Source organism: Methylomonas koyamae, from assembly GCF_001644025.1.
Classification (GTDB): Bacteria; Pseudomonadota; Gammaproteobacteria; order Methylococcales; family Methylomonadaceae; genus Methylomonas; species Methylomonas koyamae_A.
Genome location: NZ_LUUK01000013.1, coordinates 33961 through 53671, shown reverse-complemented (window position 1 = coordinate 53671; position 19711 = coordinate 33961). Strand labels below are relative to the sequence as shown.

Below are 19711 nucleotides of genomic sequence, written 5' to 3'. Positions count from 1 at the left end.
CTCATGCGCTCTGGCGGTCGATGGCCGCGGCGATCAATTCGATGAAATCTTGCTCGCTTTGAATCCGGGCCGTTTCGTCGGCGCTGACCGTGTAGCCGTATTGGGCGGCAATCGCTTCGTAGCGCGGCACGCGGGCCTTGAACAGCTCCGGAAATACCCAAGTGACGAAGTCGTCCGGCGGAATTTGGTCGGTCGAGGCGTAACCGCGTTCGCTCATGAATCGGGCTAGCTTGGCATCGACGAATTCGGGGCGGTAGTAGAGCGGTTTCGGATCTTGCTTGGCCCGGTCGATGATGGTTTGCTCCAGCGCCGGCGGAATCTGGATGTAAACGATCAGCGTGTGCTCGGCCAGCGTTTCGAGAACCTCGGGGCAATCGAGTTCGCAGACGCTACCGCCTGCGTCGTTCAAAAAATGTTTGTAGCCGTAAATCGCTTCGGCCTTATGAATGAAATCCGGCACGTCGTTCATCGCCGCGATTTCGGCCTGATGGTGTAGTGCCTGCCGGCGCTTGAATTCGGCCAGCGTCAGGCCGCCCTTGGCCGGATCGCCGATTTTGCCCAGGAAACTCGATACCGGCGCCAGATTATCGACGGTAATATTGTTGCAGATGTAGATCGAGTCCGATTTAAGCAGCTCGCGCAAAAACGGCACGCCCATCGCCTGCTGTTTGATGTTGTCCAGGATGGGTTCTTCCAAGTACTTGGTGCCGATCCGGTAGTCTCCGGAATAGTGGAACCATTTGTCCTTGGGCAGTTTGTTGGACAAGGTAGTCTTGCCCGCGCCGGACATGGCCAGCAGCGTGATGCTCTTGGATTCCCAGTCCAAGAATTGTTGGGCGGTCATTTTCATAAAAGGTGATTGCTTAATCCAAAAAATCGCTGATATCCAAATCTTCCGAGTCCGGGCGGGCGTGGCGATCGGGATCGGTATAGCCGAGATCGTCGGCTTCCAGGTCGTCGAACGGCGCGCTCCAATCTTCGGGGTCTTCGATATAGTCTATCGTCGAGTTGTACCAACTTTCGTTGTCGTATTCGCCCAGATCGCCATTGGCGTATTGGACTTCGATGTTGTCGTCGTTGCCTTCGATGGCGACGACCTTGAAGGTGAGGTTGCTTTCCAAGTCTTTATACCAACGGCCGATCACCGGGTCTGCGATAGTAGTCATCGTTGCGTCCTCGCTAAGTGGTTGACCCGCCCAATGATAGCGAGTTTGCCGAGACTGTGCGAGCCGAGTCGCCGGCGAATTCGGTTAGAATGGCGATTTACTCTTGGTCGGTACAGATCATGAACGTGGATAGAATCATCGAATTGGAGATCAGGCAGGCGTATCAGGAAGACCTGATACAGGCCCTGAATCAGGTGGTGGCCGGTCAACAAATCCAGATCGGTAAACTGGAAGAAACTTGCAAGTTATTGCACGACAAGATCAAAAGCCTGGGACATGCTATTAACGATGGCGGCGGAGCGCAGGCGGACGAGCGTCCGCCGCATTATTGAACCGGCCGGCATCCGGCCGGGCTGTGCTCGCGCCGTTTAGCCGGCCTTGACGTGCCGACGCGGCGTTTCGGCGCTAGCGACCGATTTGGCGGATGGCGGCAATGCCGTGCAATCCAGATTTTTAGAATGCAGTCGCCGGCAGAAATCGCGGCTGTCGTCTTGCGCCAGCCCGGTCCAAACGGTTTTCCAAAACACGCCGCCCTTGAATTTTTGGCGGACGATACGAGCTTGGCCGGCTTTGGCTAGCGGGCCGAGCGCGCTCCTGGCGCGTTTCAGATTGACGTCGGCGTCGATCTTGCGCGCGAAATTGCCCATCGCGACCGACCAGGCGCGCTCGCTGGAATGGCTTTTGACGCTGGCCGCGCGGATTTCCTTAACGGCCTTGCCGCGTTCCGAATGGCCGGGATTGATCCGAATCGGCTCGTAACGGTTGCTGCCGGAGTCGGCGCCCATCTGCTCGGCGCTACCGGCGCAACGATTGGAAGACAACTGGAACGGCGGCGGCGCGCCGCCGCCGTCTTGCAGTTGGCTGATGTGGCTGCCGTACAAGCCGCTGGCACTGTTGGTAAAGCCCAGGTCCAGCAGGTTTTCCATTTGTTGGAAGCGTTCGGCACTACTGTGCGCCCCCAACAACACGCCTATCAAGCGATGGCCGTTGCGTTTGGCGGAGGCGATCAGGTTGTAGCCGGAACCGCAAGTAAAACCGGTCTTCAGGCCGTCGGCATCCGGATAGCTTTTCAGAATCCGGTTGGTATTCGGCAGCACCCGGCCCTTGTAGTGAAATTCGGTCGCCGAGAAAAAACGGTAGTGCTGCGGAAAATCGCGGATCAATGCGGCGGACAACAAGGCTAAATCGCGAGCGCTGCTGATCTGGCCGTCGTCCGGCAGGCCGCTGGCGTTCTGAAACGAACTGTTATACATGCCCAGCCGATGCGCCGTTTGGGTCATCATCGCCGCGAAATTGCTTTCGGTACCGCCCAGATGCTCTGCCAGCACCACCGCCGCGTCGTTGGCCGAGCGGGTCGTTACCGCCATGATGGCCTGCTCGACGGTCAGGTTTTGGCCTTGGCGCAAGCCCAACTTGGAGCTGGGTTGCAGCGAAGCGTGTCGGGATACCGTGACTGTGTCGTTCAGGTGCAGGTGACCGGATTCTATCGCCGAGAACGTCATGTAAATCGTCATGACCTTGGTCAGCGAGGCAGGATACCAGCGATGCGTGGAGTCGGTTTCGTGAACGACTCTGCCCGTATCGGCATCGATGACAATGGCCGCGTAACGGGCGGCGGCCGGCGAACCGTGCAGCAGCAGGCAGGCGATTGAGGCGAGGGCCAGGTTTAGGCGCGGCACGGTACTCAAGTTCTTACTTTGCTCCAAGTAGGTGGTGTAAGGTTTTGACTGGATTATTTAATCAGAATAATCGTTTTCAAAAAAGGCTTATTTTCGAATCGGTGACCAAATATTCTGGAATTTTTTTGGGCAAGCTTAGCCGGTTTTTTGCTTGAACAAAAGGGCAATTGCGGTTTGTAAATGCTTAAAATTGTTATATTATCTAAGCTCGGGGCTGCTATTTGACAAACAGTCTGGGCAGCAAGGGATCTATAGTCGTCGGGATGGTGTCGCTTGATTGAAGAAAAACGTTATTTTGACAATAGTTTTGATGTGTTTCTGGCTGATACGCCCGAGAGTCTGGAAATCCATTACAACCTCCGGTTTCGGGTGTATTGCGATGAAATGGGCTACGAAGACAAGGAGCGGTTTCCCGATAGATTGGAGAAGGATTATTGGGATGAAAACGCCGTCCATTTTTTGGTCCGCCATCGCGATAGCGGCTGTTGGCTGGGAGCCATGCGGTTGGTCAAGCCGAGAGGCTATCGGTTTCCGCTCGAGGATCGCTGCACCCCCTACCAGCCTCTGTCGGTGAATCAATACCGCAACTCGGTGGAAATTTCCAGGCTGTGCGTGCTGCGGGAAGCGCGGCGCTTAAACTTGCACAGGCGGCCGGCCAAGGTGTTGGCCAACGGCGAAGTCGATCGGCGTGTCAGTTTCCTGCAAGATTATAAAAACTTGAGCCGTAGCGTGATGTGGGGTTTATATCGGGCGGCCGTCGTGTATTGCCGGCAAACCGGAATCAGAGACTGGTACATCCTGGTCACGCCGTCGTTGGCGCATGCGGTCAAGCGCGAAGGCTTTGAAATGACTCAGATCGCCGAACCTTGCGGGTTGAACGGCGTGCGTACCGCGTATCGATTGAGCGTGGCGCATATCCTGAAAAACCCGATATGGGAACACGACTACAAGCGCGATTTTCTGCGCTACTCCGAGCTGAACGACGAATTCGCCGCCTATGGCTATCTGCGCAGGCCGCTACGCCAGATCGGCTCGGTTTCCTATATTCAGCCGCGCTATTAGAAAAACTATAACGGCGGAAATCGATAGACCGGCAACTCGGTTGCCGATCATCGACAGAAGAGTGCCGCAGCGCTAGTCACGGCGTTAGTCCTTGAGCGTTCCGGCTTGCTCGAGCCATTCGGCAAACAGGGCGCCAGACGTGCAAACTGGGTTTGCGCGCCTGGCTTTTCCGTATCAACCACCGCCGGCTTGGCGAAACCGTGGTCAAGCGGAATCAATCCTCGCGATGCCGGCCGCGGCGGCATTGACTAAAGGTCGAGTCGGCGGCCGCCGAGGCATCGCGAGCCGCCACGCCGGTGTCCGGGAAGTCGGTGAACAAGCCATCCACGCCTAAATCGAAGTAGTAGCTCATTTCCTGTTGCGGGTCCGCGAAACCGTAACCGCCGGAGTCGTTGCGGAAGGTCCAGCTATGCACCTGCAAACCCTTGTCGTGCGCCATTTCCAGTACGCCGGTACTGCCGTCCACTCGGCGGTCGTGAAGGTCTATGCTACCGTCGCCGGTACGGTCCACGCCATCGGCCACCGTTTTCACCAGATAAGGTTTCCATGGGCCGATTGCGTCGGCATAGGACTTAACGAAATCCAGGCCGGTTTCGCTTAACAAATCCGCAAAAGTGCGCGGGTCGCCGGCTTTGACGAAATCGTAAGGCTGTTTGTAAGGCGGAACCAGCGACAGCGAACCATCGGCATTGACATCGTCGGCGTCGATCAACTGCACCAAGCGAATGTCGGTTTTCCTGCTCAGATATTGCAGATTGCCGACTTCGAAGGATTGGATGAACACCGGCGCGCAGGCGCTGTCGCCGTAGGCGGCGTGCAATTTGGCCAACAACTTGTTTTCGAAGAAATTCCGGCCGAACAGCGGCCGGCGGTTGGCGGCTTTCAAGTCGGCGTGATAGGTGGAATGCTTGATTTCCGGATAAATGCCGATGGTCCGGCCGGTTTCCCGGCTTTTTTGCTTGGCCAGCGCGATGACTTCTTCCAGTGTCGGAATTTCATACAGGCCGTCGTAGGCGGTGTTGGCCGGCCGCGTTTGCGGTAAACGTTCCCTGGCGCGCAGGGTTTTGATCTCGGCCAACGTAAAGTCGCTGGCAAACCAGTCTTCGTATTCGACACCATCCACCATCCGCTTGGTTTTGCGGCCGGAGAATTCCGGGTGATTGGCCACGTCGGTGGTGCCGCCTATCATCGGCTCGTGGCGGGCGATCATCTGGCCGTCCTTGGTCAACACCAAATCGGGCTCGATGAAATCGACGCCCATCTCGATTGCCAGCGTATAGCCCGCCAGCGTGTGCTCCGGCCGGTAACCGGCGGCACCGCGATGGCCGATGACGAGGGGGCTGGTTTGCATGGTGCCGTGATCTCGGTGATAGGAATGGGCGGCGGCGGTGCCGGGCCCAGTCAATATAGCCAGGGAAACGGCCGCCGCCGGCAGGTTGTAAAGCATTTTAAACATGTTGGCTCCTTAGTTAAGGAAAGGTGAGCTTCCTAGGAAATTAATCGCGGCGTTCGCCGTCGGCGGGCAGTACTTTGCTGAACACCGTCGCGCCGTTGATGTCTTTCAACGCCACCCGCAGGGCTCGGCTGCGTTGGTCGATATCGACTTGACCGAAGAACTGCAAGCCAGCGTACGGGGACAAGTTGACTTGGCCGGCCGGTGGCGCCTTGCTGAACACCACTTGCGGGCCGAAGGTGCCGTCGGTGCTGTTCGGGCCAAACGAGCCCGCGTTCAGCGGGCCGGCGACGAATTCCCAGAACGGCGCGAAATCTTTGCTGGCGGCCTTGCTGGGGTCGTAATAGTGCGCGGCGGCGTAATGCACGTCGGCGGTCAGCCACACTACGTTTTTGACGTGCGCGTGTTTGATAAAGCTCAGCAAGCGGGCGATTTCCAGCTCGCGGCCGGCGGCCGGACCGTTGTTGCCGTTAGCGACCGCTTCCCAGCGCGGCGTGCCGTCCGGCAAAGTGCCGTCGCCGATGTTTAAACCAAGCGGCATGTCGGCCGAAATGATTTTCCAGGTTGCTTCGGAGCTAGCCAAGGCTTCTTCCAAGCGAGCCAGTTGTTCCTCGCCCAAGAATGCGGTTTCCTCGCTTTCGGACGTTTGCAGATTGGCGGTGTTCGGACCCCGGTAGCTGCGCATGTCCAAGACGAATACCTCCAGCAACTTGCCGTAAGACAATTTTCGGTAAACCCGGTCGGATTCTTCCGCACCGTGCGGGCGTAGCGGCGCGTATTCGTGGAAGGCTTGGGTGGCGTGGGCGATCAGGGTCGGAATATCCTTGATGGTATAGCGCGCGTCGTTGCTCAGGTCCTTGGCATCCGACCAGTTGTTGACCACTTCGTGGTCGTCCCATTGCCAGATTTGCGGTACTTCGGCGTTAAAGCGGCGCAGATTGGCGTCCAGCAGATTGTATTTGTAACGGCCGCGAAACTCGTCCAGCGTTTCGGCCACTTTGGACACTTCCGGCGTGACCAGATTGGTCCAGACTTGGCCGTTCTCGGCGACCACGCTGTCCTTGATCGGGCCGTCGGAATACACGCTGTCGCCGCTTTCGATGAAAAACTGCGGATGGACTTGGCGCATTGCTTCGTAGATTTTCATGCCGCCGAAGCTTTCGTTGATGCCCCAGCCCTGGCCGGCGATGTCGCCGCCCCACACAAAGCGGATGTTGTCGCGTTTGCCTATCGTGTGGAAATGCCCGGTCACCGCCGCGCTGGCATTGCGAGCGTTGGTCAAGTCTTCGAACCAGACCTTGACGTAAACGTCTTGGCCGGCCGGCAGATCGACCAAATCCTGGCGGGCGGTGAAATCGGATTCCGGCGTTGCGTAGGGGCCGCGAATCGTCACCGGATTGGTGAAGTCGGCATCGAACGCATATTGCACGAACATCCGGGCCGGGCGGTCGGCACGGCTCCACACCACGGTTCTGCCCGGCAGCGGATCGCCGAATTGGATGCCTTGCGGCATTTGCGGAGCGTCCACCGCGCAAGCCGGGTTTGTTAAAGCGGCAATGGCCGCCAGCAGCGCCGATTGGCCGGCGATACGGGTAAATCTGCTTAATTTACGCATGCTTAATTCCAGGGCTGGGTAGAGGAGGCCGGGATTATAGGCAGCGCAAAATGACAGGATGATTAAGCGGAGCCGCTTGATTTCTCGAGGGAATCGGCGTGATCGGGTGGTGGGAGGGATTTGGAATGTCGTTTTTATCAGTCGTTCGTCGCGCGGATTTGTGCTGTGGCGAAGTCGTGGCAGACGCATCGAATGCGCCGTTAAGCCCGCCCGGCTGTTGCTGCCGGGCGGAATGAGCTGGCGTGAGGCTTTGCGTTGCAGGACACAGGCGGAATGCACTCGCCGTGTCGTTTCTTTCGCGCGTGCGTTTGGCGCGAAGGTTTGGGCTTGCGGCGCGGTCGGTTTACTGAAGACGTCGCGGCCGAGTTCCGGTGGGGACCGGTCCCCGGTTTACAAGCGGCCGTTTTGGTAGTCGTCTATCGCTTGCAGAATTTCGGCCTCGCTGTTCATCACGAACGGGCCGCGCTGAACGATCGGTTCGCGCAGCGGCCGGCCGGCGATCAGTATGGCTTGGCTGTCCTGTTCGGCGATCATCACCACGCCGTCGCTTTCCGACCGATTATTTAACACCGCCAATTGCCGAGCCGCGAGCTTGCGCCCGCCGACCGTCAGCTCGCCGCGATAAACGTAGATAAAGGCATTGCGGTCGGGCGGCAGCGCTTGGCTGAATGCGCCGCCGGCCGGTAAGTGCAGATCCAGAAACAACGGTTCGGTGGCCGGCCGTTGTATCGCGCCCGCCACGCCGTGACTGTCGCCGGCAATCACGCGGAGCAGGCCGCCGTTCGGCAGCTCGAGTTCCGGTATCGCCGGGCTTTGCACGTCGAGGTAGCTGGGGGGCTGCATTTTGTGCGCGGCCGGCAGATTGATCCACAGTTGAAAGCCTGCCAACAAACCGTCTTTCTGCTCCGGCATTTCCGAATGGATAATCCCGCGTCCGGCGGTCATCCATTGTATCCCGCCGGTCTCCAATAGCCCGGCGTGGCCGGCATTGTCGCTATGCCGCATGCGGCCGGCCAGCAAATAGGTCAGGGTCTCGAAGCCGCGATGCGGGTGGCTGGGGAAGCCGGCGACATAATCGCCGGGGTTGTTGCTGCCAAAGGCGTCCAGCAATAGAAACGGGTCCAGCCGTTTTTGTAAACTTGGCGGTATCAGCCGCGTCAGTTGGACGCCGGCGCCGTCGGTTGTGTTAAGCCCGGTGACTAATTGTTCGATAGTCCGGGAGTGATTTACGGTGGAAGCGGATGTTGGGCTCATCGGTTGATCTCATTTTAATTGGGCGTGTTTAAGGTCCCTTCGGCGTCGCGCGGGGGCCGAGCGGCATCGGCACAGTTCCTGATCCGAGCGTGGCGTTTCCCTGAGCGGAGCGTGGCGTTCCCTGAGCCGAGCCGAAGCATCCCCTGAGCGTAGCCGAAGCGTTCCCTGAGCGGAGTCGAAGGGAACAGCCCGGTCGATTCAATCACCGGCAGGGCAAATCCTCGAGGGGGTGACGGATTTGGAACTCGCCGCAGGATGGGGGGCCGCCGGTCATATTTCCAGCGCGGCAATTTCCAGCTCGGCTTGCCGCAAGGCCAGTTCGGCGACATCGCCGCTTCTTGCCAGACCTTCGGCATGGATGAACGTCAGATCGGTCATGCCCAAAAAGCCCAGCATCGTTTGCAGGTAGGGCGTCATCGTATCCAAGGGAGTGTCGCTGTGTTGTCCGCCATAAGTTAAGGTTAAATAAACCTTTTTGCCGCGCAACAAGCCTTCCGGGCCGGACTCGGTGTAACGAAACGTCAGGTCGGCGCGGGCAATGGCATCGAACCAGGCTTTGAGCTGGGCGGGAATCCCGAAGTTGTACATCGGAACGCCCAGCACGATACGGTCGGCTTGTTGGATTTCGTCTATCAAGGCGTCGAAACGTTCCGCCAAGGCCTGCTGTTCTGCGTCGCGCTGTTCGGCCGGCGTGAACAACACGCCGAGGGCCGCGCCGTCCAACAGCGGTGGAGCGGATTGCGCCAAGTCGCGTTTAATCAACTCGGAATCAGGGTAGGCGGCTTGTAGCTTTTCAGTCAATAGTGTCGCCAAATGGCTGGAGTGGCTTTGTTCGCCGCGAATGCTGGTGTTGATTTGCAGAAGGTTCATCGTTGGTCTCCCAAATGTCAGTGGATGGGGCTACTATAATTCGGGATAATCAAAACGATAAGACGTGAAAATGGATAACATTATTCCACTAGAGCAACAATATCCCGGCATCGAGCCGAACGATTTGTGGCTATTCGCCAAGGTGGCCGATTGCGGCAGCTTTTCCAGGGCCGCCGAAGCGGCGGGATTGCCCAAGTCGTCGTTGTCTAGGCGCATCGCGTTGCTGGAGCAGCGTCTGGGCGAGCGTTTGTTGCAACGCACGACGCGTAAGTTGACCCTGACCGAGCTAGGCGAACGTTTGCGGGAACATGGTCGGCAAATCGGTGAGGAAACCAACGCGGCGGCGGCCTGGGCGGCGCATCGGCAAGTGACGCCGTCCGGCCGGTTGCGTTTATCCGTTCCCGGCGATTTCGCCAGTTTGGCTTTGGCGCCGCTGTTGGCCGAATTCGGGGAACGCTATCCCGATGTGATGTTGGCCCTGGATCTATCGCCGCGACGGGTGGATTTGGTTGGGGAAGGCTACGACTTGGCGATTCGGGTTGGCGAATTGGCCGACGACGCGATGTTGGCGGCTAAGCGCCTGGACCGGTTCGAATTCGGTTTGTACGCGGCGCCACATTATTTGGCGAGCGCCGGCACGCCGGATCATCCCCGGCAATTGGCGGAGCATACCGCGTTGCATCTGGTAGCGGCCAATCAAGAAATCGCGCCCTGGCGGTTGCGGCGCGGTGAAGAACTTTGGACCGGCCTTCCGCGGGCGGCGGTCACCGCCAATTCGCCGGAGTTGTTGGTTAAACTGGCTCGTCTGGGTCGCGGTATTGTCGCGGCGCCAAAAGTCTACGGTGAATTGAGTTTGCATACTGGTGAACTGGTGCGTTTGCTAGCGGACTGGCAGCTTCCCGGTGTCGATGTCTGGGCGGTATTCCCCGGCCGAAAGTTAATGCCGACCAAGACTCGAGTGTTCTTGGATTTTTTGGCGGAGCGCTTTGGTAAGGGGGCATTCTAATGAACAGATGATTTGTCGCCGAGGAAGGTGAAAAAGCTGGGCGTAGTGAGGTTACTTAGGCTACGATAAGAGGTGTCGATTTAACGGTGCTGCCCTTATAAATATGGCATATTGAGGGGGAAATGCTGTGTAGTGAGGCCAAGTTACAAAAGTTGACCGGAAGCACTAAGGCAAAAAATAACCGCCAGTCTGTTAGAACTGGCGGTTGGTATATAGCAATATCGCTTGGTAATTCGATCTGCTTACGCGGATATTATGCTCTGGCTTTGAGTTTACGCTGACCCGCTAGACCTAAAAGCCCGATTCCTAACAGCGCTAACGATTCAGGCTCTGGTACGGTTATTGTGTTGCCGTTAAGCTGGCCGTTTCCCCCGTTTGAGTACTTGTCATTGGCGGTAGTGTCAAAAAACGCACTGGAGTTGTATTCAAGGGTTTTGGGGTCGAAATAGGAATATGCCGTACCGCCGACTGCTCGTAATGTTGCTGAAACGCTACCGCCTTGGATATTGGAACCGTTGGTAAAGATCAAAGAATCAATCACTAGATCAAGCCACACGGTCCCAGTCTGAGCGGCGGCAACTTCTGCGCCACTACCAGCCGGAGTGGTGTAGTTTGGGGCCAAGTCATTAACGTAAATTCTAACCCATGCGTTGGTCGTATCGTAGGTTGAGTCGAAATTCAACGAAATACCTCCAAACGCAAATGTCAATTCGTAACCTGCATCCATAAAAGCAGGGCCGGATGAAAATCCTCCGTTAACGCGGTCGATTTCGCCTACACCTTCTAGGTAGAAACCAGTGGCTCCAACACCGCCACCAGCGACAGTACTTGTTACGGTATTGATCGCGACTCCGTTATTGAACACTGCGGAACCGGTGTCGCTGGCTGAGTACCATTGAGTAAACTTGAATTCACTTAGAAAGTCATTATCTGTAGAGTCAATGTAGTTTGGATCCCAGTTTACGTGGCTAACGCTTAATGCGCTTGCTGTTCCGCTGAGAGCTATCATGCTGATTGCGCCGATTAATTTGAGTTTTGTCGTTGTTTTCATGTTGGTTCACCTTAGTTTGATTGGTTAAGGACTTGTATGAGTCGTATTTTTACAAGCATGTATTGTGCCGCTTTTCTTAAATAGCCATAATATATTGATATTTATGATTTTTATTCTGTCTTGTGCGATCAGCGCTCTCTGGTATTTTTTGTGGTGTAAAAAAAGCCGACGCTTCGTTTTGCCGCAGGAGAGGTCAATGGTTCTTGGTTGAAGCTGCTATACTTTAAGGACTAGTCGGTTTTTAGGGGAATTAAAATGGAACCAGATACATTTGCCATTGCCTTGACCCGTTTTCAACAAGCAATTGGTGCTGATAGGGTCAATGCTGATTCGGATATGTTGGACATCGTTACTAGCGATTGCTCTATGTTACGGCGCCGTATTATCGCTACCCTTGAGCTTTCGAGCGCTTCGGATGTGTGTGAAGTTGTTAGGATTGCCAATGAGCATCGCATTTCCCTCTATCCCTTTAGCACAGGACGAAACTGGGGCTATGGATCGAAAAATCCCGTCCAGGATTGTTCCGTACTGGTGGATTTGTCACATATGACTCAGATTATCGACTTCGATGATGAAACAGGTTTAGTTACTATTGAGCCTGGTGTTACTCAACGTCAATTAGATGCCTTTTTACGAGCGCATGGGCATCCTTATATCGTCCCTGTAACGGGAGGCGGTCCGGATTGCAGTTTGGTCGGCAACGCTCTAGAACGCGGTTACGGTATAACGCCTTATGCCGACCATTTTAGCGCGGTGATGAGTTTGGAAGCTGTTCTGCCAAACGGTGAAATTTATCGTTCCATGATGGAGGGGTTGGGCGGAGTTGAGATAGATAAGGCCTTCAAGTATGGGATGGGGCCATACTGTGACGGTTTGTTTTCTCAAGGCAATTTTGGAATTGTGACGAAAATGACGATAGCCTTGGCGCCTAAGCCAGAACGAGTCGAGGCTTTCTTCTTTGGCGTAAAAAAGTCTGACGATTTGGAGTTGGCCGTAGAAAAAGTGCGGCAGGTTCTTAGAGAAGTCGGTGCGGTGACGGGATCGATAAATTTGATGAACGGACACCGGATGTTGTCGATGTCGGAACCTTACCCGAAGGATAGGCTAGGCGAGAATGGAATGATTCCTGACGCGGTTTTGAAAAAACTGATGCGGCGCAATCTATTTATGGAATGGACCGGCGTTGGAGCAATCTACGGCAATAAGAAGGTCGTGAAGGCGGTGAAAGGCGAAATTTGCAAAATATTAGGTCCGGTTGCTAAGCGGTTGGTGTTCTTCACGCCAAAAAAAGCGAGATTTTTATTTAAACTAGCTTCAGCTATCCCGATCTTCCGGGATTCGCAAATTGTAAAGGGTTTGGCATCTGTCAATAAGAGCATGCAGATATTTGCAGGAGAGCCAAGCGAAATAGCCTTGCCTCTCGCTTATTGGCGATCGGGTGTCATGCCGGCAGACGGGACGCCTATGAATCCAGATGTCGACGGTTGCGGTTTAATCTGGTACTCCCCGCTTTTGCCGATGAAGCCGAGTTTGACAAGAGCCTATGTTGATATGGTTACGAAAATTTGTGTAAAACACAAAATTGAGCCACTAATTACGCTAACGAGTATTTCCGATCGCTGTTGGGATAGCACGATACCAATTTTGTTTGATAGGCAAAATTCAGAAGAGGTTGCTCGTGCTCATGCGTGTTATCACGAGTTGTTGGATACCGGTATAGCATTAGGATTTATACCTTATAGGCTGGGCATTCAGTCTATGTCTTTGCCAAGCGAAAAAAATGCAGTACCTTCGTTCTTGCAAGTTGTAAAGAAAGCAGTGGATCCGAGTAATATTATGGCTCCCGGGCGTTACGGATTGTGATTCTTGGCTCATTCAGCAATGTAGTCGTTAGCAAAATCAAAAGGTTTAATAAATCATAATCCTTCGAAAGACAGGTTGTATATACTTGAGCATTGCGCAAAAACCACTTGTTATTTAAATCGCTGGCGAGTCCAATATCGTGTAATTACTGTTTGAAAATATGTGTGGGTTAAAGGTGGCTGGATCGGTAGAGTCTGCACTGATAATTGGTTGTCAAAGCTGGTCCGAGCCTCTAAATATGCTAAAAAAAAAGGAAATGACTTTGTTTTTCGGCGGGTGCTCTTCGGGATAAAATGTTTAGTAGCTTTGGTTAATATATTGAAAGCCCATAGTGGAATAGATATAACTTTCGGTATATCTAAAACATGCTCCTTTGATATACATTGTAATATTTTTATTATATCGACTAATTTTAATGCTTGATCGGGTCCGGAGCAAAGATGAAATATTTTTCCAACGAAATCTAGTCTTTGCGAGCTGGTTTTTATACATTTTGCAACATAATCAACGGGTATTATATCCAGCTTTGCGTTGCCGAGGTGCGGTAATAGTCCAAATGTAAGGCGTCCTGACAGAAAGTCACAAATATAATAAAAAATTTGGAAGTGAATGATCTTACCTGTTTCGGAGTGTCCGACAACCATACTCGGACGATGTACAGTTACAGGTAAACTGAGTTCGAGCATCTTTTCTCTTAAGTAATCTTCTGCTTCAGCCTTGGATTGCTCGTATGTGTTATGAAATGCTCTCGTTTCGGTAATCCATGTTTCCGGTATTAAGCCGGACATCTTGCCAGCTACCCCAATAGTGCTGACATATTCTACCTTCTGCAATACTCCCGCCACTTGGCAGGCGTGAGCCAGTTCGACAATGTTTTTGACGGCGCTCAATGCGTGTTTGCGAGCCGTGTCCAGCGGCAGATTCATCCGTACCACGCCGGCGCTATGGATAATATGCGTGCATGATTCAGCGACCTCTCCATAGGCTTGCTCGGATAGGGCAAAGCGCGGCTCATCGGTGTCCCCTTGTAGTAGGGTAATCCGTTGGCGCGCATCGTCGGCTTGAGTGGTATCCAATTCCCAGAATTCAATCAGTTCCTCTAGTCGTTGTCGCAAATGCTCGGGTGATTTCGCGCGGATTAACAACCAAATTCGGTTTTGTGGTTCTTCCAGCAATAGCGGTACCAGCATGCTGCCGATAGCGCCGGTCGCGCCGGTGACGAAGTAATTGGATTTCATCGTTATTCCTTGGGTGCGATTGGACGATCTGCAAAAGGACTTGTCAGGTCGGTAACTTCAGCAGCACGATATTAGGTTCAATCAACAGTGGTTGCTGGTGAATAATTGAATCGCCATTGTCTAATGCGTCGTAAAGCTGGTTAATCCACGCTCCGTAATCTCTTTGAATATTCCTCCGCAACAGCTTTAAATTACGCGTCAGTTCATTTCTTTCGACCGACAGCGACGAAAAGCTTAACACAGCACCGACCGGGCGCTTGTAATTGGGTAATTCCGCTGCGGTTTCGGCGAGCGTTTTCGCTAATTTTCTGGCGAAATCGAGCATTTCGCCGGCGTCTTCCGGTCGTTTGGCTCCCACGGTTACCAAGGTTGTCAAAAATTTGCGGTTTGCGCCGAATACAACCGCGTGCTCGATTTTACTATGGCTTTTTAACAAGTCTTCGATTTCGACGGGGGCGATTTTGCGGCCGGTGGAGGTCTTAAACACGTCGGATTTTCGCCCGGTCAGGCGAATGTAGCCGTGTTCGTCGATCTCGGCATAATCCCCGCTCGCCAAATAACCGTCCGTAGTTAATCTGCGGTCTTCTTGTTGTTCCGCTACATAGCCACCAAAAACTCCGCTGCCTTTAACGAGTAATTCACCGTCTTCCGCAAGTATTACCCTATTAGGGCTTAGTGGTTTCCCGACAGTGCCGAATCGGTAGTCGTTGCCGCGGTTTGCGGCAATCGGAACAACGTTTTCGCTGAGACCGTAGGACTCCAGAATCAACAGCCCTGTTGCGTAGAAGCGTTTTAGCAGCCAAATTGGTATCGGAGCGGAACCGCTAATCAAATATCGGATGTTGCATCCGAACAATGAGGTAAACGACTTGAATAGGCGGCGATTGATAAAACGAAATAGGCATCCGACCGGCGAATCGTTTTCCCCCGCAGACAGACAATAGCAGAGGAGGTGATAGATGGGTTTTGGTTGTCTATTTAATTTGTTCTCGACTTCTTGATAGAGCTTTTCGTAAAAACGCGGGACAGCAATAAAGACATGCGGGTTGATTTGAGGTAGATATTCAATGATTTTTTGCGGCTGAGTTACGAAAAATATTTCCGAACCTCCAGCAAGCGCACATAGGTTTACAATGCGTTGAAAAAGATTCGATAACGGCAACCAACAGACCAAATGGCAGGGGGCTTGGCCAATTTCCGGGAAGGTGTCCAATATGGCTTGAATAGCGGTGACGATCTGTTCGTGTCTGTACGCTATTCCCTTGGGGGTACCGGTGGTGCCGGAGGTGAATATGATCGTTGCAATGTCGTTGGGGAATATCGCCGTTGATAAAACCGTGTGGTCGAGTTTTTCGTCGAGGTGGTCGTGAATGGTCACCGAGTGAAGCTTGCTCTTACCGGATTCGCTGGCATCTTCAAGTGAAATAACGGTGGATATTTGATTAAAGACGCTGTCGCCAAATTTTTCCAAACGTCCAACTCGATCGATAATCATGGCATCGATTTTGACCAGAGTGGAGATGGTTTCGAGATGTTCCGCGGTTTCTTCGGGATCTATCCCGACAATGACGCCGCCGAGCATCAGAATAGCGTGATGTGCCAACTCCCATTGGCTTGAGCTTGCCGCCAAAACAATGACGGTCTGCCCTTTTTCGATACCGAGAGTTTTTAGCTGCCAAGCTAGATCGACTGCCTGTAAATAGAATTGGCTGATGTTGGTGGGTGACCATTGGCCGTGAATATCGAGCGACCAATGAGCGTTAGCGTTCGGAGTTTGCCTGGCTCTTGTGGCTAACAATTCAGGGAGCGTCACTCTTTGCATTTTGCAATCTCCTTGTTGCTATCATGGGTGGATCGTAAGCACCCAGTGGGTGGTTTACGGTCAATTCCTTTTCCGATAGGTCAAGCCATTTCAGGCTTCTTGTCACCTCACTGCCTAAAAATACTTTCTTTTTGAGCATAAAGTCGATTATAGGCACGAGTATGCGCCATTGGTTTACATTGGCCTTGCCCTCGCGTATTAATGCGGAAAACTCCGGCAGATACGGGTTGTACCCAAAATGCTTTAAGTCTGAATACATTAATAGCCAATTGATTGGGTAATTGCTGAATATCGGGCTGGCGTGCTTTCCGGATTTTACCAAACCCAGTTGCACGACTTTTTGCATGATCTGTTCCTGGTTGTAAGGCCAGGCGTGATAGGGTGCTAAGTATCTGGGAAATACAGTTCCGGAAGGATAGTTCTGGGGATTGAAAAATCGGGAAAGCTCTAGTTCGTCAAATTCGGTGCTGGTTTTCAGTGCCGGTGGCGTCCAATCGACTTTGGCAATCAAATCCCTGGAGAACTCGTAAAGCATTCGTTCAGGTTCGGGTTGGCCGGGCGAATATCCGGCCAGTATCAGCGGAATATTTTTTTCGAGGGCCAACTTAATGGCATCGCCCTCGAATAGCGGGGCGTAGACGTACGACACGGTGTATACCGCGCCGCGCGGTTCCTGGTTTTTCAGCAAATGTCGGAAGAGCTTTTGGTAAAACTGCTCGGAAGGCCGGTAAACGACATGGTCTATGTCCAGCTTATTCAGCGTGCGGCGGATATTGTCCCAGGCTAACGGCGGAATATTGATGTCGGTGGTGAAGGCCAGAACCTTAAGGCCGTATTCGACTTTTAACTTATAAAGTAAATAAATGCTGTCCTTACCGCCGCTAAGCGGCACCAAGCAATCGTATTCCGCTTGATTCTTACACTCGCGCAGGGCTTTTTCCAGATCGGCTTCGCGTTCGGCACGCTGTCTATCTAAAATTTGGCTGTCTTCCGGTTTATAGTTTTCGCACAGATTGCAAATCCCATTTTTGCCGAGTATGACTCCGGGTACCGCATCGGATATTAAACATTTAACGCAGTTTGCCATAATAGTTCCAGGGACAGGTTCTTAATTTCGCGCTAACAGGCGAGGGGTGTTGCGCTCGGTAAAACTATCTGGCTCCCTTACCCCATAAGATGACCTCGACGGTGCTCATCATGATGGTCAAATCTAAAAACAGACTGTAGTTTTTTACATAATATAAGTCATATTGCAATTTCTGCAGGGTGTCGTACTCGCTGGCGCCGTACGGGTAGCATAGCTGCGCCCAGCCGGTGATACCGGGTTTTACCCGGTGCCTTTCCTTGTAATAGGGGATGCGTTCTTCGAAACCTTGCACAAATTCGGGGCGTTCGGGTCGTGGGCCAACGAAGCTCATGTCGCCTTTCAACACGTTCAGCAGCTGCGGAAGCTCGTCTATCCGATATTTGCGGATAAACTTGCCGACCTTGGTGACCCTGTCGTCTGTTTGCGCGGCCCATTGCGCGCCGTTTTTTTCTGCATCCACTCGCATGCTGCGGAATTTGATGACGTTAAATACCTCGCTACGATAGCCTACCCGCCGCTGCCTATAAAATACCGGCGCGCCAAAGCCGCTTTCGACGTAGATCGCCATCATGGTCAGCACCATGATCCACCAACTGACGGATAGCAATAACAAGCTGGCAATCACGTCGAACGTGCGTTTGACGATAGGGCGGGTGCCGTCGTTAACGAAACCGTCGGAGAACACCAGCCAACTCGGGCTTAACGTTTCCAGATATATCAAGCGCTGTTCGCGCTCGTAAAAGGTTTGCAAATCCATGATTTGAACGCCAGACATCTTGACGTCCAGCAGCTCGTCGACAGGGAGCTTTTTGCGCCTATCGTCCACCGCGATGACAATTTCGTCGACCTCGGCGGCTTCGACAATGTCGTTCAAGCGCAATTTCTCGTTGAGTGCGATGGCGTGCGGTACGTTGATGGGTTCGTCTTCGAGTGTCACATAACCGACAATTTCGAAGCCGCGATAAATGTAACTGGAATTGATGACGCTCAATTCCCCGGCTCGCTGGCCGCAACCGATGACCAGTACCCGGCGCTTGAGTTTTTCCAAGTTCACGAAACGATAAAACAGGTGGCGGGTCAGCAGTAGCCCGGCGTAGGAGAGAATCAGCGCGGAAATCAAAACGCTACGTGCCAACATCAGGTCTGGAATCACGTAGTAGATAAATGCCAACATGAAAACCGCAATGGCGAACGCAAAACTAATACGCTGTAGGATATTGTATTCTTCCTTATCGAGCGTTTTCCGGTATAGCCCCAACGCCGAGCACGCGGCGGTAAATACCATTGAGTACATCAAGGCGGCGGCTCCCAGTTCGTTGGAGGTATACCAGGAGGCCGTATAGAGAAAACGGACTGTCGCGCCACAATACATCGCCAGAAAAAAGACCAGCCATTCCAGGATTAACAGCCATAAATAAGCCGTTGAAATATAGTGTCGAAAGATTCGAATCATATTGGGTGCGAATTACGGTCCGGGAAGAATTATTGGAGAGACGTTTGGCCGGCCAGTGCTCGGATGTATTCGGCCGGAATGGCATAAGTGATGCCACTGGGGTTGGTGATGGCGTTTTCCTTGCTGCCTTGCACGAACACCTTGTTGATGATGCCGACGACCTTGCCCGAGTCCGGATCGTAAAGCGGGCTGCCGCTGTTGCCCGGATAGGCGGTCGCGTCGAGTTGGAACACGTTGTACGGGGTCTGCAGTTTTCTCAGCATGTTCACATTCAATTGATTGGTGGCGATGGCTGGGATTGCATTGGGCGAAATCGCTGAAACCATGGTGTGATGGGTGACAGGGTATAAGCCCAATACCATGCCGATCGGATAGCCGGTAAAAGCGAATTGCTCGCCTTCTTTAACCTTTCGCGAATCGCCGATTTCCAGCGGCGGCAGTTTGCCGCCTTCGAGCGTCAGCATAGCCAAGTCATGCTCTCCGTCCACGCCGGCAATATTCGCGATCAACATGTGCTCTTTTTGGTCCTGCAGATAGAACACGGCGAAACGCTCCAACCGGGCGCCGTCCAGCTTTTTCTCGAGCACATGGGCATTGGTGACGATCCGGTCGCCGTTACCGACCGCAAAGCCGGTCGCCAAAAACAGCGCTCTGGGATTACGGGTAGGCATGTAAGTTCCGACAGCAACCACGCCGGGTTTGATAAGGGCGATGGTATCCGGAAGTTTGTTGTCGTTGGCAAGCAAGTTGCCACTGGCGGCAAGCGTTAAAGCACTACCCAGAAAATATGCCGCTAAGTTAATCATGCAGAACTGTCGAGGGGGTCATACGAAGCCATGCCTAAAGTTTAGCCTATCTTGCCGTCAATACTAACACCCTGCCGAGAGTAGCGGCGCAAATTCGTTGGTGGTTCGATCCCAGCAGAGTTTTGGCTTGGAAACGGTTCGGTCGGGATGGCTGGATGAATTTGGAGACGCGGAGTCGCTACGGTTGGTTTTTTCCCGAAACAGCGGAACTTGACCGGCATTGGCCGGTCTACTTGGACGGAGATAGTGCAGCCGGTAGCGCCGCGATCGGGAAACAGTGAGATCC

The 19711-nt window shown here is 53.4% G+C and carries 17 protein-coding genes; 4 read left to right on the top strand and 13 right to left on the bottom strand.

Annotated features, from left to right (window positions below):
- Position 1: 1 nt before the first annotated feature.
- Together A1355_RS01435 and A1355_RS01430 are read right to left on the bottom strand one after the other, a co-directional pair.
- A complete protein-coding gene (locus tag A1355_RS01435) occupies positions 2–850 on the bottom strand; it encodes a hypothetical protein (RefSeq protein WP_064024237.1) in 849 nt (282 codons plus the stop codon).
- 13 nt (positions 851–863) lie between these two features.
- A complete protein-coding gene (locus tag A1355_RS01430) occupies positions 864–1166 on the bottom strand; it encodes a DUF6763 family protein (RefSeq protein ID WP_064024235.1) in 303 nt (100 codons plus the stop codon).
- A 119-nt stretch (positions 1167–1285) separates the two neighbouring features.
- On the opposite strand from A1355_RS01430, the gene A1355_RS01425 reads away from it, so the two are divergent.
- On the top strand, positions 1286–1498 hold the full coding sequence (locus tag A1355_RS01425) for a SlyX family protein (protein WP_064024233.1): 213 nt from the start codon (positions 1286–1288) through the stop codon (positions 1496–1498).
- A 36-nt stretch (positions 1499–1534) separates the two neighbouring features.
- On the opposite strand, the gene A1355_RS01420 is transcribed toward A1355_RS01425, so the two are convergent.
- A complete protein-coding gene (locus A1355_RS01420; RefSeq protein ID WP_231883513.1) occupies positions 1535–2845 on the bottom strand; it encodes a D-alanyl-D-alanine carboxypeptidase family protein in 1311 nt (436 codons plus the stop codon).
- A gap of 273 nt (positions 2846–3118) precedes the next feature.
- Here A1355_RS01420 and A1355_RS01415 point away from each other — a divergent pair, with 273 nt between their 5' ends.
- Entirely contained in the window at positions 3119–3907 is a 789-nt protein-coding gene (locus tag A1355_RS01415) for a PEP-CTERM/exosortase system-associated acyltransferase (RefSeq protein ID WP_064024231.1), read from the top strand.
- 214 nt (positions 3908–4121) lie between these two features.
- Here A1355_RS01415 and A1355_RS01410 read toward each other — a convergent pair whose 3' ends face one another.
- The 4 genes from A1355_RS01410 to A1355_RS01395 all read right to left on the bottom strand — a co-directional run bounded on the left by A1355_RS01410 (position 4122) and on the right by A1355_RS01395 (position 9099).
- Positions 4122–5363, bottom strand: a complete 1242-nt coding sequence (locus tag A1355_RS01410; RefSeq protein WP_231883512.1) for a glycerophosphodiester phosphodiesterase — start codon at positions 5361–5363, stop codon at positions 4122–4124.
- Positions 5364–5403: 40 nt separating this feature from the next.
- On the bottom strand, positions 5404–6975 hold the full coding sequence (locus A1355_RS01405) for an alkaline phosphatase D family protein (protein ID WP_064024229.1): 1572 nt from the start codon (positions 6973–6975) through the stop codon (positions 5404–5406).
- A gap of 390 nt (positions 6976–7365) precedes the next feature.
- Entirely contained in the window at positions 7366–8229 is an 864-nt protein-coding gene (locus A1355_RS01400) for a pirin family protein (protein WP_064024227.1), read from the bottom strand.
- Between the two features lie 270 nt (positions 8230–8499).
- Positions 8500–9099 (bottom strand): FMN-dependent NADH-azoreductase, encoded by a 600-nt coding sequence (locus A1355_RS01395; protein WP_064024225.1) that lies wholly within the window; start codon positions 9097–9099, stop codon positions 8500–8502.
- A 70-nt stretch (positions 9100–9169) separates the two neighbouring features.
- Between A1355_RS01395 and A1355_RS01390 the strand changes: the two genes are divergently transcribed.
- Complete coding sequence (locus A1355_RS01390; RefSeq protein ID WP_064024223.1) at positions 9170–10105, top strand: LysR family transcriptional regulator; 936 nt, start codon at positions 9170–9172, stop codon at positions 10103–10105.
- 253 nt (positions 10106–10358) lie between these two features.
- Here A1355_RS01390 and A1355_RS01385 read toward each other — a convergent pair whose 3' ends face one another.
- Positions 10359–11156 (bottom strand): PEP-CTERM sorting domain-containing protein, encoded by a 798-nt coding sequence (locus A1355_RS01385; protein ID WP_064024221.1) that lies wholly within the window; start codon positions 11154–11156, stop codon positions 10359–10361.
- A gap of 255 nt (positions 11157–11411) precedes the next feature.
- Here A1355_RS01385 and A1355_RS01380 point away from each other — a divergent pair, with 255 nt between their 5' ends.
- Positions 11412–13019: an FAD-binding oxidoreductase gene (locus A1355_RS01380; RefSeq protein WP_064024219.1), complete on the top strand. Its 1608-nt coding sequence runs from the start codon at positions 11412–11414 to the stop codon at positions 13017–13019.
- A 110-nt stretch (positions 13020–13129) separates the two neighbouring features.
- Here the strand turns inward: A1355_RS01380 and A1355_RS01375 are convergent, their stop codons facing one another.
- The 5 genes from A1355_RS01375 to A1355_RS01355 form a co-directional block, all read right to left on the bottom strand.
- Positions 13130–14257 (bottom strand): SDR family oxidoreductase, encoded by a 1128-nt coding sequence (locus A1355_RS01375; RefSeq protein WP_064024217.1) that lies wholly within the window; start codon positions 14255–14257, stop codon positions 13130–13132.
- Positions 14258–14300: 43 nt separating this feature from the next.
- Positions 14301–16079 carry an AMP-dependent synthetase/ligase gene (locus tag A1355_RS01370; RefSeq protein ID WP_082885289.1) on the bottom strand — a complete coding sequence of 593 codons (1779 nt, stop codon included), beginning with the start codon at positions 16077–16079 and terminating at the stop codon, positions 14301–14303.
- On the bottom strand, positions 16057–17166 hold the full coding sequence (locus tag A1355_RS01365; protein ID WP_064024213.1) for a hypothetical protein: 1110 nt from the start codon (positions 17164–17166) through the stop codon (positions 16057–16059). Before A1355_RS01365 ends, A1355_RS01370 begins: the two co-directional genes overlap by 23 nt.
- Before the next feature lie 64 nt (positions 17167–17230).
- Complete coding sequence (locus tag A1355_RS01360; protein ID WP_064024211.1) at positions 17231–18619, bottom strand: TIGR03013 family XrtA/PEP-CTERM system glycosyltransferase; 1389 nt, start codon at positions 18617–18619, stop codon at positions 17231–17233.
- Between the two features lie 29 nt (positions 18620–18648).
- Entirely contained in the window at positions 18649–19425 is a 777-nt protein-coding gene (locus A1355_RS01355; protein WP_064024209.1) for a S1C family serine protease, read from the bottom strand.
- Between the last annotated feature and the right edge of the window lie 286 nt (positions 19426–19711).